We start from the raw sequence: 14,035 nt of genomic DNA, 5'->3' as shown, positions 1-14,035 counted from the left end.
AGTATTTCATAAATCAAAACCTGTCGCAATTTTCTATATATCTTCGATTTCTTCCTCGAAATCTTTCATTATTTCTCTTGTTATATGATAAGGATTATTTTCTTTTATATTCTCAGCAATTTGAAGAACCTTCCTTTTCCCAATCCCTCCTGCTCGATAAAGCTCTATGAGAAGCCTCAAACCTCGTAACACAGACACTCCTTCTTCTTTACATCGTCTGCGAAGTGCTTTATCGTTAGTAACACAGACAAAACCTTGCCTCTTAGCCGTTAAGCAACATAACTCATCCTGAAAAGACGTTCTTCCAGATTTATCTAATGCTCCGTATATATCGTCAACTTCAGGATTAATAACCTTCAACCCTAATCTTGCTGCTTCCTCATCTGAAGCAATAAGCGGCACCTCATCAAGGACAAAAGAAACTACATGCAACGAGCCAATACATTGCGAAATATCCACCAATAAAGAAGGTTCTACTTTCAAAAAATCAATCAAAACACATGCATCAAGAATAAGAAGCCGAAGAGATTTTATCTTTGGCTTCATATAACAGCCTTCCAACTACGGCAGAGATCTCGCATTTCTTCAAAGGAAATCCGTAATATCTCTGCTCCCCGATCTAAAGATATCTCATCTTTTTCCAACGCTTCTCGCACTAAACCTTGAAGTCTCTCTCCAGAAAAAAGGAAAGGATTGAGAGCAAAAGGCTCTTCGCAATAACCAAGCTTTCTTTTAAATTTAGACTCAAAAAGTAATGAGAAATTCTTCCATACTGACTGATCCGTAACGCCTAATTTTATAAGGCGGTATAAAACAGTCTTATAACTAACACCAAACAAACTTTTAACCTTCAGTACTCGCTCCAAACCTAACAGCCCTGCAGAATCTTCCCATGCCTCTCTAAAAGCAGCATCAGGCATCAAAAAATACCCGGCGAATTCGTCAGCCTCTGCTTCCTCACTCTTCTTTTCTTCCAAAAGAAGGATATTATAAGCTGCTGGGTGCAGCAATAGATGGGCTAGTTCATGCACAGAGCTAAATATCTGTCTCTCCACAGTAATATTTTTGCTGACATTGACTACAATTGCCGGGCCACCATCTTCCTCCCCTATAGATAATCCAAAAAAATTATCCACAGAGAATTCTATCGTCAATACTTTAATTCCTGCCGCTTCAAGATAGTTTCGTATATCTAGAATAGGAAATTCTAATTGAAAACCTAAGGTATCTCTAACTCTTTCCGCACTACCAGAAAGGTCGCTCTTCGAACAAAGAGTTCGTAATTCCCCCACATGAGAAGGAATTGACCGATCAAGAATTTTCTCGAGGAACGTGTAGTCTTCAAGGCGACGAGCAATATCTGCAATAACAAACTCTCGAACTGAGTTTTTCATTCTGCACGAGCGGAATCGAATAGCTTGAAGTTCCGGAACAGGACGAATGAGTTCATGAATCTTCACATTTAAAGCCTTAGAAATCGAACGAAGAGTATTCGATCTCGGCATCGTCTGACCTGACTCTATTTTTTTTATAGCTTGTACCGAAATGCTCGCAATATCTGCAAGTTGTGCCTGAGTCAACTGCTTCTGTTTTCGCCAAAGTCGAATGTTATAACCTATCACCTGGTTGTCCATATCACTCCCCCCTTTACAAACCTGCCTAAACTTCAAACAACACTGGTTTTTAACTCCTTTATAGCAAAAATCCTTTAACACAACCTATACTAATAGTAGACTTTTTATAAAAAAATATCAATAGGTCTATTTTTATAATAAAAAGATCTACCTTACCATAACTAAACTATTGAAGGGACAAAAAGAAGGGGGTATCTCACATATAAAGCTATAAAATCATATACTGCTACCACGCAGCAACACATCCATCAGTGCGGGGTTCTGTGGCTCCAACAAAAGTACCGTATTCCGTTCGCAAGATCATCTGACCTCTCCCGAAGCTATTCGAGTCTAAAGCGCAACGTACATGATGCCCCATCCGTTGAAGCTTTTGTGCTGCCCATGAAGGGAAACCTGGCTCTACCTCCACTACCAGATCCTCTATCCACTGCCACCTTGGAGCATCAAGGGCTTCTTGGGGGTTCATACTGAAATCTATAGTGTTCATAAGAACCTGCACATGGCCTTGTGGCTGCATAAATGCACCCATCACGCCAAAAGGACCTACAGGTTTCCCATCTTTTGTTAAAAATCCAGGAATAATAGTGTGGTATGGACGTTTCCCCGGGGCCAGCACATTAGGATGGTGAGGGTCTAAAGAAAATCCCCTCGCACGGTTATTTAAGGCAATGCCTGTTCCGGGAATAACAATACCTGAACCGAAACCAGCATAGTTGCTTTGAATAAAGGAGACCATATTCCCATCACCGTCAGCCGTACAAAGGTAGACCGTACCACATGCCTCGGGCCGCCCAGCTTCTGGCATACGAGCTTTATCTGTTACCAACTCTCGACGTGAGGCTCCATATTCTTCTGAAATCATTTCAGAGACAGGAACACGGCTATAGCGTTGGTCTGCCACATATCGGAACCCATCGGCAAATGCTAATTTTATAGCTTCAATTTGCTTATGATATGTTTCGGGGTCATCACGGTGAGTAAAATCAAAACCCTTTAGAATATTTAAAGCCATTAATACAATAATGCCCTGTCCATTTGGGGGAATTTCCCATACATCATAACCTCTATAGTTCACAGAAATAGGATCAACCCACTCCGGCTCCACCGCAGCCAAATCCTCTGCCGTATAAAAACCACCTGTCTGCTGAGCAAAGGCTACAATTTTCTCCGCAATTTCACCCCTATAAAAAGCCTCTGCATCAGTCTGAGCAATCATTTTTAACGTGTAGGCCTGATCAGGGCAAATCCATCGTTCCCCAGGCCTTGGAGCCCGACCAGCAGGAGAAAACGTCTTAAACCACGAGGCAAACTCTTTCCCACTTAAAATTTTGCGGTACTTTTCAAAAGCCCTATTCCAATTAAAAGCAGTAGTTACTGCTACTGCATGACCATCCTGAGCATACGAAATAGCGGGTGCCATAGACACAGTTAAGGGCAGATTCCCCATGGACTTCGCAAGAACGGCCCATGTTTTAGGAGCGGCAGGAACTGTAGCTGAAGCCCACCCGAAGTCTGGAACAGTCTGCCAATGTTTCCCTCGAAAAGCTTCCAAATCAAAAGATTGAGGGGATCGACCGCTTCCATTGATACCATGGAGCTTCCCATCTTTCCAAATAATGGCAAAATTATCGCTGCCAAGGCCATTACTAGTAGGTTCTACTACAGTCAAAGCCGCCGCAGTAGCTATAGCTGCATCAACGGCGTTGCCGCCTTGCTTCAAAATCTCAAGGCCTGCCTGGGCCGCTAAAGGATGAGACGTAGCCACCACCCCCTTAGAACCATAGACAACATTTCTACGGGAAGGATATTGATAACGATAGGGGTCGAAATTCATAGAGCATCACCTCTATTTCATTATGGTGCCAGGTCTCAAATTGTGCAATAGCAGGGCTTTTTATTCAAAAAGTAGTTGTCATAGTTCCGATAACAGCACGCCCTACATTAAATCCTGACTGAATGAGTTCTCGGCACATTATTTCAGGTTTCTTACTCTTTACTTCTGCCATGGCAGAAGCAATATCCATACCTATATCTATAGCTGCTCCAGAAGCGCCTATTACAATAGCAGCACAAAAAATTTGCTTCATATTCAGCCCAATATTTCCACTAAATAAAAGTGTGGAAGAATAAGGGAGAGTTGTTCCGAGCAACCCAAGTTTATCGCCAAAAAAGGCTGTAATTCCAATAGTGACAAATAATCCCACCGCTGTTCCCAAGAAAGCAGACAACCCTTTTCGCGTAAACCCTGCAACAGAAAAAATAATAATGGCCGACAGCATAAACAAGATACCACTCGACAAAAGCAACGGATTTTCTCCAGCCAAAAGCCCTGGAATAAGATTTTTCCATATAATCCATAAACTAGCTATAAAAGAAAAGATTGCCCTTAGCCCTGTATTCCCAGCATAAATAATGAGCAAAAAAACAAAAAAACCAAAAAGAATAAATTCCCAGCTTTGCCTGTAGAGATCAACAGCTTTTGCGTCAATAACTTTCCCATGGTCTTCCCTTAATGCAGCAACTACTGTATCTCCCGGCGTGTAAAAGGCATCTATATCCAAGTTTCCCAGCAAGTTGTTATACCCAACAACATCTTGTCCCTTAAACTTCCCATCAACAACCTTCAAAAGCAATTCCTGGCTCCCTATCCTTGCTATTCCAGACTGCATCACATCGCTGTTATCTGTACTTAAAACCACCGCCCGAACAAAGTTACTATTTCTGTTGTTTTCATATATCCAAAATCCCATAAGAACGAGAAACAAAACGCCCCAAAGTAATGAAGTTTTTATTTTCTTCACTATTTATACACTCCATTCTAGTATTAATGAAGATATAGCCAGGGACAAGCCCCGGCTATATCTTCAAAGCCTATATTTTAATAATTAATAACTTTAGGCAAACTGATCGGATGGGTAGATGCCACTTTAGTAGGTTTGAATTCCAAAATGGAGAATAAGGTTTTTGCTACTTCTGTATTATCTTTAAATCCGCCAAGAGCTTCGGCGCCAACTCCAATGGCTGAAAGAGGCACTGTTGTCCCAGAGTGGGCATAGGTGGTCCAGAACATATTTGCCCGCTCAGACATAATGTGAGTTACTGTGATAGCCACGGAATCATACCCCGCATACGTTGCAATTGCATCTTTCTGAGAGCCGTCTATGAGATCCATTGCCTGTTCAATTTTTATTTTCTCATCAAGGGATAAGTTATCTAAACCAAGGTTGGTGGCAATAAAATCAAAGAACTTCTTCCTATCTTTATCATATTTCCCCACACCCTCATTTAATACATCCGCCGTCGTAACCTTTGCCTTAAAAAGCTGATCCATTTTCAAAAAATAATTATCACCAAACCCAAGCCCAAAACCGCCTGTTTCATGATCTGCTACAACAACTATCAACGTTTCATCGGGATATTTCCGGTAAAAAGAGTACGCTTCGTCTATTGCCTGATCAAATGCTAACGTGTCGTGGATAGACCCCGCTGGATCATGGGCGTGACAGGCATGGTCTATTCTGCCGCCCTCTACCATTAAAAAGAAACCTTCTTTATATTTTTCTAACACTTCAATCCCTTTCGCCGTCAGTTCTGCCAAACTTGGAGTGTGGTTATCCTCTCTATCAAGCTCATAGGGAAAGTGGCTGTACGTGAAGGCCGCAAAGACTTTTTCCTGCCCACTTGGTTTATAGTTTCTAAATTTTTGAGTATCTTTTTCTGTCAGGAAAACATGATACCCTTGGCCTTTAAACTTTTCCGCAATGTTAAGATCATCTTTCCTCTTTGATTTCCCGCCTTCCCAGTTTTGGGGAACAAAATGGCGATATCCTCCGCCAGCAAAAAAATCCACTCCGCTATCAAGATAGTCAAGGGCTATTTCATTTTCAGCATCACGATTTGAGTTATGGGAAGCAAAAACAGCAGGAGTCGCATGAGTTATTCGCGTTGTTGTTATAAGACCTGTTCCCATCCCATTCTCCTCCGCTGCCTCCACCAAACTTTTCACATTCGTGCCATCTGGAAGTTGAGCAATAATGCCATTATTCGTCTTATACCCTGCCGCTAATGCTGTTCCGGCCGCGGCAGAATCTGTTACCAAGGAATCTGCGGAATAAGTCGTGTTGATACCTGCCACTGGGAACTGATTCATTCTAAGTTTTATATCTTTTACTCCAGTTTCAGCCCTCAAATAATATTCTGCCGCCTGACGCTGTGCTGCGCCCATTCCATCACCAATAAAATAAAAAACATAGCGCGGAGCTTGGGCACTTGCACTATTAACTCCCCCGATTAGCCCTAAAAGTAACGTCAAAGCAACAACTGCCAGTTTACGAGAAAAAAACTTACGCAACATAATACCCCCTCAATGTAGATATTCTTTGCTTAATACCTTACAGAAAAGGAGTTTACGTATGGTTACATCTTTGTAAATAATACATAAAAGTACTGTGAAGGGGTTGTTACAAAGAACACACCACTCAGCTTCGCTTCCTCTGAGTCATTCCATGCACCCTCGTTTCTCCTCGTAGCCACGGAGAGTATTTAGCTTGGGAGACTTTACTTTTACCGAAAACTGATGACCTTTTCAATGTTTTATTTCATCCTACTGTTGCTCAATAAAAAATACAGCATTATAGGGCCATTATTGCGCTATTCAAATAACATCAATTTTAATTTAATAGTATACTTAAAGTGTATTTTGCGCATATACATGTAAAGAGCGAAGCAAGGAGGCAGAAACAGTGATTTATGAAGCATTACGGGCACTAGAACTTAAGCATCGTTTTCGAGACCCCTTGTATGGTTATATAGAGTTATCTGAAGATGAGACAAAGATTATAGACACTCCTATTTTTCAGCGACTACGACGCATACATCAACTAGCACTTACAAAATATGTATACCCGGGAGCAGAACATTCTCGCTTCCAACACTCCATTGGGGTTGTTCAAGCGGCTACTGATATTTTTACTTGTCTGTACAATGACATGGCTAAAAATAACAGGGATGAACTAAAAAAATTAGAGTGGGATAATTCTGAAACGTTATTATGTGCTTTAAAAACTCTTCGTTTTGCTGCGTTACTTCACGACATTGGTCATCTGCCATTTTCTCACGCCAGCGAAGAAATATTACTCGATAAAGCTCGACATGAAAACATTGGAAGGTATATTATCAAAAAACATGTCGAGATATCAGAATTTATTAAAGAAAACAACGTAAACCCCTCTCGAGTTGCCAACTTAATCAAAGCAGATCCCCAAGAAATCCCCAATTCAAAAGACAATATATTAAAGAGCATTATCTCTGGGCATTTTGACGCCGATAGAGCCGATTATTTACGAAGGGACTCTTACTATTGCGGCGTAAAGTATGGAGTTTACGACTATAATCGATATCTTTCGTCAATAAAAATACGTACAACAATGCCTTCCCTGGCATTTAACATTGTAATTGACAATATACCTATATTAGAAGAGTTTATTCTTGCTCGGTATCACTATAATTTACAGGTACCTTTCCACAGAACGAGGATGGGGTATGATATTGCTCTGGAACAATATATTGCATATAAAAAAGAGAACAATAAAGGATCTTTTGCGAACTTTAAAAATCATGTTACCATTAATAAAAGCTATTCAGAAGAAATAGACTTTCTGGATATGGATTGGTTCGTTACTTTCGATGACTATTCCATCCTGTGCGAGCTCAATAATGATGCAAGTAACTTTTGGGTTTCTTGTCTGAAACGTAATAACCACCTTAAGATGGTTAAAGAAGGACTCTCTTCAGATAAAGAAAAGCAAAAGGAATATTGGGTGTCCCTTGAAAAACTTCGCAAGGAAGGTTTTAAGCTCAACAACGATTATTTTGTGAAACAGAAGAACCTCAAAATTCATAAACTTTCCTCAAACCAAAATACAGATGAAAAGGATGAGGAAGATTTTCACGTCATATCCAGGTCAGGAGAAAATCTTGTTCTTCCTCTGGCTGAGTATTCGCCTATTTTTAAAGCTTTTTCCGAAACAACGCCGCTCTTGTGGCGTATTTATTCAAATTCCAGTAAAGAACAAGATATAAAAACGCTTCTTAGACAATAGAGCTATGAAGAGACCTCAACTTAAGGAATTAAGGAGGGACGATAGATGGGGAAACTTCTTTTGAAATTTGTTATTCATTATTTTAACGAAAACGGAATGGAAGCACAAAAGATACTTGTGCAAAAAGCTATCTATTTCCTAAACACTCAAGATATAGATACGGGATATTGCTTTGCAGGATATAAATATGGACCTTTTTCTTCCGCTATCATGGAAGACGCTGATACCCTTGAAATGTTTGATGAAATAGATATACAAAATTCCTCTTATCGTAAAGGGGAGAGATTTAGGGATGATGACTTTGATTCTTTAAAAGATATTCAGTCTATAAAAAAACAATTAGATATCTTTCGTGAACGTCTTCTAGAAGGTGATCACAGTTTTCCTAATGTTGAGTTAATAGGAACTGTGTTATATGTGATGAAAAACAAAACTCCTTGTACTCTAGAAGACACCATACGAGGAGTTGAAATGTGGAAACCAGAAAAATATTCACGCGAAGAAATAGAAGAAGTTTTCAACAAAATACAAGCTCTTTCTGCCTGTGATTTTTAAATTCCGCTTTTCGCTAAACTGAAATATCATTTCTTAACAACAGATCACCTAGATTTTCCAGCTTTGGACGGGCGTCCTCTGCCTTGACACGACCGAGTTGAAAAACAAGGGCATCAATAATCGTTACAAGAGTTACCGTAGAATAATGACTTGTATTCTGCGGGGCTAAGAGGACGGCAGATGCCAAAGGAACGGCCACATTCGAAAGGCTGTTTGTGATCAATATAATAGGGATAGAGCGTTCATGAGCATATTTCACGGCATTAATAGTCCGTTTCGTATAGTGAGGGCTCCCCGCCATTAAAGCGATCAAAACGTCATCTTGAGTCATGTCATATAATTCATCAAATAAATTATCAGATCCCGAGGCATCGGCAAGATACATGTTTCTAAACAACTGGTGAAGAAGGGCATGAAGATATACGGCAAGGCCACGGGTTGAACGTAACCCTAAAATATATATTCTTGACGCTTTCCGCATAATCCGAATTGCTTGAGGAAAACTCTCTGCCAAATGTTGGCTATATAATCCCTGCAAACTCTGAATGTTGTCTTTTATAACTTGTTCAAGCACATTTAGTTCCGAATTCCCTGCTATATTTTCCCGAAGTCTGTCGAGAGGTGGCGGCGTCGTTGAAGCGAAAAGAACCTGCTGAAGCGCCTCTTTTAAGGCTGTATAGCTCTTAAACCCCAAACTTCCCGCCGTACGAAGAACCGTGGCAGTACTCGTTTTTGTAGCAAGAGCAATATCCTCCGCCTTCATAAAAGCTGTTTGTTGATAATGGGCAAGAATGTAGTCACAAACAGCTTTTTGCTGAGAAGGAAAACTTTGGCTCGCCTCCTGCATATATTCAAATAAATCCTTTTTTATGTTTTCTCCCACAACAGAAACTTTTTGCTTCCTATTGTGCATAATGTTCCTCCTTATTGGATAATGCATACTTGAATAAATAAACAGTATATTGGGTTGACTTTCTACCCTTCTAAAATTATAGTTTGTATCGTCTGAATTTCAAAATATCAATTTCAATTATTTTGACATATATAAATATCAAAAGATTGACAAATCAGTATATCAAGACGATTAGGTTTAAAAATATATTGACTTCTTTGGAAGTTGAAAGTAGCAACATCGCATTGTATGTCGGCGGGCTGATTATATTTATCGAAATGTATGTGCAGTTTTAAAGTAACAATATCATACTATAAGGGGGAACAAGCATGAGAACGCACGTAAAGGCTGCTATTGTTTTTCTCACGTTGTTTTTTGTTCTTGGAATGTCATCTTCAGTTATGGCAGTAGAACGGTACTCTCTTGCGACAGGAGGAACAGCAGGAACATATTACCCTATCGGATCAGCTATTGCTTCAATTATTACTAAATATGTACCTGACATAGAGGTTACATCCGAGTCAACAGGTGCTTCAGTAGCAAACCTGAAAATGATCCGTGAAGGGAAAGTCGAAATGATAATGGGGGCTTCCAATACAAGTTACGGCGCTTACAGTGGCCAAGCCCCCTTCGAAAAAGAACCTGTCGATAACATTCGCGGTATTGCATGCCTCTATCCAGAAATATTCCAGTTCGTTGTTCTAAAAGATTCGAATCTAAAAAGCGTTAATGACTTAGCCGGCAAAAAAGTCGCAGTAGGAGCCCCTGGAAGCGGAACAGAACGAACAGCAAAAATGGTTCTTGAAGCTCACGGTCTAAGCTATGACAAGTTTAATCCTCAGTTTTTAAACTTTGGCGAGGCTATTACCGCATTAAAAGACCGCCTTATTGACTGTGCCATCATTGGTTCAGGAATCCCTACTTCAGCAGTAGTAGATGCCTCTACAACCCTTGATATCAACCTGCTTACCCTTGATGCAAATGTTATGCAAAACTTTTTAAAAGATCGCTCATATCTCACGATGATCACTATTCCAGGAGGAACATACCGTGGTGTCGATAACGATATTCCAGCTGTAGCCAGCCCCGCCCTTCTTATTGTCCGCAAAGACATTAGCGAAGAGGTCGTATATCAAATTACCAAGGCGTTCTTTGATCACCTAGATATCATTGCCGACTCTCACGCCCAAGGGAAGATGATCAGGTTTGAAACCGCCCTCAGCGCCATGTCTATCCCCCTTCATTCCGGCGCCGCAAAATATTACACCGAAAAAGGAGTAGACGTAACTGGTTGGGTTATTGAGTAATCAAAAATAACTCAAGAGAGGGGTGCCTAAAGGCACCCCTCTCCTCAATAGGCGGTGAAAACATGAGGAAAAGAATCATCTTTGTGAGCCTCTTTTTTTCAAACACAGCACTCTTAATCTATTTTCTTTTCTTTTGTCCTGTTTTCCTTTTGGACATAAGAAACTACGAGACAGGTCAGATTCTATACACACACAAAATACCTTCAGGATACTCTTTTGCCACAAGTATTCGACACTCAGTCCATTTAACACCTGCTTACGAGTATTACCAAGTGCACAAAGATGGTCGTATCCATGTGGTAGCAACAAAGTTACAAGATTTGGGATGGGGGGTCCCTTCTACGTGTACCGAGACTATTCACTTCAAGGATAACTTTTTAGTTCTCTCAGGTCTCGACATCCCCTTAGATTTTCTTCCTTTCAGAATAAGCTATATAGCTGAACCTCGCCTGTTCCTAGATAGCGGACGAAGGGAAATACCTTTATATAAGTACTTTAACGACATGGAACGCATGGATATATCCGTTGAAAAAATAACGTATCTTCAGTATCTGAGACGAGGTGAATCCGATGTTTTTCAAGAAAAAAACACAGGAAGATCTTACTCCTGAAGAAAAGTTAAAAGCTCTGAACGAAAAATTTGAAAAAAAGAGAAACCTCACAGGCATCGCGGCTAAACTTTGCAGCATCTTAGCTATATGCATGTCTTTATATCACATGTATTCTTCAGGGGTTCACATGCTGCCCCAGTTCCAACACAGAGCTATACATCTAGCCTTCGCACTGGCACTAACTTTTTTAATTTTCCCTGCAACAGACAAGCAAAAAAATAAAGTTCCGCTTTGGGACATTGCCGCTATCATTTTCAGTATAGCTGTAGGTGCCTACCTTTGCTTAGACTATATGAACATCGTATTCCGCATGGGAGACCCGTTTACAAGAGATATTGTTATAGGAGCCATTATGATCGTGCTTGTCTTAGAAGCAACCCGCCGAACCATGGGATGGCCCCTCGTTATAGTAGCTGTGGCCTTCCTCCTCTACGCTTTCTTGGGGCATCTTATACCTGGCACATTAGGACACCGTCAGTATGAGGTAAGCCGGGTTATAGAACACATGTTCTTAACAAGCGAAGGAATTTACGGCGTCGCCATATACGTTACAGCAACGTTTGTATTCATCTTCATCCTTCTCGGCTCTTTCCTTACAGAAACAGGCGGAGCTCAGGCCTTTATAGACCTGGCATTTTCAATTACAGGACGTTTTCGCGGAGGGCCAGCTAAAGCAGCAGTAGTCGCAAGCGGCCTTATGGGGACTATTTCTGGCAGTTCCTTTGCAAATGTAGCTGGGACAGGAACATTCACCATACCCCTTATGAAAAGCGTAGGATACACGCCTGAGTTCGCTGGAGGAGTTGAGGCCTCAGCCTCTACAGGCGGACAAATTATGCCTCCCATTATGGGGGCTGCTGCTTTTATTATGGCCGAAATGACAGGAGTTCCTTACGGTCAGCTTATCGTCCATGCCGCTATTCCCGCTATTTTATACTATGTTGCCGTTTTTATTATGGTGGACATGGAAGCTGCAAAACTCGGGCTTCATGGGATGAACAAAAGCGAACTTCCCGTTTTCTCAAAAGTCTTTAAAGATGGAGCCTTTCTCTTGTTAGCTCCCCTCAGCATCGTCTATATGCTCTTAGCCGGATATTCGCCTATAAAAGCATCTGTCACAGCGGTGCTGATCGTTATCATAACCAGCTCTTTCAGAAAATCCACACGACTCACTCTTACATCTTTCCTGCGAGCTCTTGACCTAGGAGCACGAGGATCTCTCAGTGTTATTGCAGCTTGCGCCGTAGCAGGCCTTATTGTAGGAACCGTCACTTTAACAGGCTTAGGCCTCAAATTCGCCGATTTCATTATCGTATTGTCACGAGGGCAACTTTACCCGGCCCTTATCCTGACAATGGTGGCATCTATTATTATGGGAATGGGCATGCCTACTACAGCACTTTACATTATTTTAGGATCCATGGTAGCCCCTGCCCTCGTAAAAATGAACGTTCCAATAGTGGCCGCTCACCTTTTCATCTTCTACTTCGGATGCATGGCATCTGTTACGCCTCCTGTAGCTCTGAGTTCCTACCTCGCAGCAGCTATTGCAAAAGCTGACTCTGTAAAAACAGCTCTGCAAGGCCTGAAACTTTCTTCTTCAGCCTTTATTTTGCCCTTCATCTTCGCCCTGTCTCCCAGAATATTATTACTCGATACAACAATTGGAGCAGCTACCGTCGCTACTGTTACTGCCACAATAGGTGTTGTAGCTCTTTCCGCTTGCCTGGAAGGCTACCTTATAGGGTCTCTTTCTCTTCCCTTACGACTTGTATCTGGAGTAGCAGCAATACTCCTCATAGATCCCGGCTTGATTGGTGATCTTTTCGGCCTGGTTCTGTTATCAACTATTCTTTTATATCAATTAATTACAAAAAAGAAAAAACTTGTATCTAAAGACGAGGTGAATTTTCTTGAATAAGGTCGCTGTACTTGGTGCTGGAAATGGTGGATTAAGCATGGGTGCTTTCCTGTCTTTAAAAGGGTGCCACGTCAATATCTTTGACAAATTTCCAGCCGCTATAGAAGATGTTAAAAAAGCTGGCGGGGTTATGTTAAAAGGTGTTTCATCCACTGGCTTTGCTGAATTTAAAACCATAACAACCCACATTGAAGAAGCCATCGATGGATGCAATGTTATTTTAATAGTAACTCCAGCCTTTGCACACAGAGAACTTGCCCAAAAGATGGCCCCTTATTTAACATCTGGACAAAAAATAATCTTAAACCCCGGACGTACAGCTGGAGCCATAGAATTTTACATGACTGTCAAAAGCACTTATCCCAACGCTAATTTTGTTGTGGCAGAAACTCAATCTCTCATCTATGCCTGCCGCAAAACAGGTTTGGCGGAAGCAACCATTTACAAAGTAAAAAAAGAGATGGCACTTGCCGCCCTGCCTGCTTATAAAACACCAGAGATACTTGAGGAACTGAAACCTTACTTCCCCCAGTTCATTGCCGCTGAGAATGTACTTGAAACAAGCTTCCTCAACATTGGCGCCATTTTCCACCCAACCCCTGCTCTGCTGAATATCGCTCGAATAGAAGGGAAAGAGCTTTTCGAATACTACATGGACGGCATTACACCTTGCGTCAGCAACGTCTTGGAGAAAATAGACGCGGAACGAGTCGCCATAGCAGATACTCTGGGCGTAAAAACCATGACATGCATTGAATGGCTGGAAGACGTATACGAAATTCCCCATATGAGTGGAACGTCTATTTATGAAGCCGTGCAAAAACAAGAAAGCTACCGAGGCATTGAAGCACCTAAAGATCCCTTTGCCAGGTATATTTCTGAAGATGTCCCCATGAGCTTGGTGCCACTGGCAGAATTTGGCCGCATTGCAGGTGTCCCTACCCCCACAATGAACCTCATGATTGATTTGGCCAACTTAGTTCATCAAACGGATTATCGCGAGAAAGGAAGAAC

At 41.3% G+C, this 14,035-nt stretch carries 12 protein-coding genes; 6 read left to right on the top strand and 6 right to left on the bottom strand.

All coding sequences use genetic code 11. The features are described 5' to 3' along the window. Positions 1 to 33: 33 nt before the first annotated feature. The 5 genes from B3L97_RS05335 to B3L97_RS05315 all read right to left on the bottom strand — a co-directional run bounded on the left by B3L97_RS05335 (position 34) and on the right by B3L97_RS05315 (position 5,988). On the bottom strand, positions 34 to 546 hold the full coding sequence (locus tag B3L97_RS05335) for a hypothetical protein (protein ID WP_286847545.1): 513 nt from the start codon (positions 544 to 546) through the stop codon (positions 34 to 36). Beyond that, positions 543 to 1,634, bottom strand: coding sequence for a helix-turn-helix domain-containing protein (locus B3L97_RS05330; protein WP_286847546.1), 1,092 nt, complete (start codon positions 1,632 to 1,634; stop codon positions 543 to 545). The genes B3L97_RS05335 and B3L97_RS05330 overlap by 4 nt, the downstream gene beginning before the upstream one ends. Positions 1,635 to 1,860: 226 nt before the next feature. Further along, complete coding sequence (locus B3L97_RS05325; RefSeq protein ID WP_286847547.1) at positions 1,861 to 3,468, bottom strand: gamma-glutamyltransferase family protein; 1,608 nt, start codon at positions 3,466 to 3,468, stop codon at positions 1,861 to 1,863. 64 nt (positions 3,469 to 3,532) lie between these two features. Then, the gene (locus B3L97_RS05320; RefSeq protein ID WP_286934495.1) at positions 3,533 to 4,435 is read right to left on the bottom strand and encodes a YibE/F family protein; all 903 of its coding nucleotides are present in this window, start codon (positions 4,433 to 4,435) and stop codon (positions 3,533 to 3,535) included. Between the two features lie 77 nt (positions 4,436 to 4,512). Further along, positions 4,513 to 5,988 carry an alkaline phosphatase gene (locus tag B3L97_RS05315; RefSeq protein ID WP_286934493.1) on the bottom strand — a complete coding sequence of 492 codons (1,476 nt, stop codon included), beginning with the start codon at positions 5,986 to 5,988 and terminating at the stop codon, positions 4,513 to 4,515. 388 nt (positions 5,989 to 6,376) lie between these two features. Between B3L97_RS05315 and B3L97_RS05310 the strand changes: the two genes are divergently transcribed. Both B3L97_RS05310 and B3L97_RS05305 read left to right on the top strand, forming a co-directional pair. Beyond that, positions 6,377 to 7,735, top strand: coding sequence for an HD domain-containing protein (locus B3L97_RS05310; protein WP_286934492.1), 1,359 nt, complete (start codon positions 6,377 to 6,379; stop codon positions 7,733 to 7,735). Between the two features lie 45 nt (positions 7,736 to 7,780). Then, positions 7,781 to 8,290 (top strand): hypothetical protein, encoded by a 510-nt coding sequence (locus B3L97_RS05305; protein WP_286934491.1) that lies wholly within the window; start codon positions 7,781 to 7,783, stop codon positions 8,288 to 8,290. Between the two features lie 13 nt (positions 8,291 to 8,303). On the opposite strand, the gene B3L97_RS05300 is transcribed toward B3L97_RS05305, so the two are convergent. Further along, complete coding sequence (locus B3L97_RS05300; RefSeq protein WP_286934490.1) at positions 8,304 to 9,203, bottom strand: MurR/RpiR family transcriptional regulator; 900 nt, start codon at positions 9,201 to 9,203, stop codon at positions 8,304 to 8,306. 308 nt (positions 9,204 to 9,511) lie between these two features. On the opposite strand from B3L97_RS05300, the gene B3L97_RS05295 reads away from it, so the two are divergent. The 4 genes from B3L97_RS05295 to B3L97_RS05280 all read left to right on the top strand — a co-directional run. After that, a complete protein-coding gene (locus tag B3L97_RS05295) occupies positions 9,512 to 10,489 on the top strand; it encodes a TAXI family TRAP transporter solute-binding subunit (RefSeq protein ID WP_286934489.1) in 978 nt (325 codons plus the stop codon). Between the two features lie 62 nt (positions 10,490 to 10,551). Then, positions 10,552 to 11,100: a DUF1850 domain-containing protein gene (locus B3L97_RS05290; protein WP_286934488.1), complete on the top strand. Its 549-nt coding sequence runs from the start codon at positions 10,552 to 10,554 to the stop codon at positions 11,098 to 11,100. Beyond that, positions 11,060 to 13,021 carry a TRAP transporter permease gene (locus B3L97_RS05285; protein ID WP_286934487.1) on the top strand — a complete coding sequence of 654 codons (1,962 nt, stop codon included), beginning with the start codon at positions 11,060 to 11,062 and terminating at the stop codon, positions 13,019 to 13,021. Before B3L97_RS05290 ends, B3L97_RS05285 begins: the two co-directional genes overlap by 41 nt. Next, on the top strand, positions 13,014 to 14,035 hold a 1,022-nt coding region (locus B3L97_RS05280), incomplete at its 3' end, for an NAD/NADP-dependent octopine/nopaline dehydrogenase family protein (protein ID WP_286934486.1). The genes B3L97_RS05285 and B3L97_RS05280, both read left to right, overlap by 8 nt.

Source organism: Aminobacterium sp. UBA4834, assembly GCF_002400205.1.
Classification (GTDB): Bacteria; Synergistota; Synergistia; order Synergistales; family Aminobacteriaceae; genus Aminobacterium; species Aminobacterium mobile.
The sequence above is the reverse complement of the archived record's forward strand: the minus strand, read 5'-3'. Positions and strand labels throughout refer to the sequence as shown.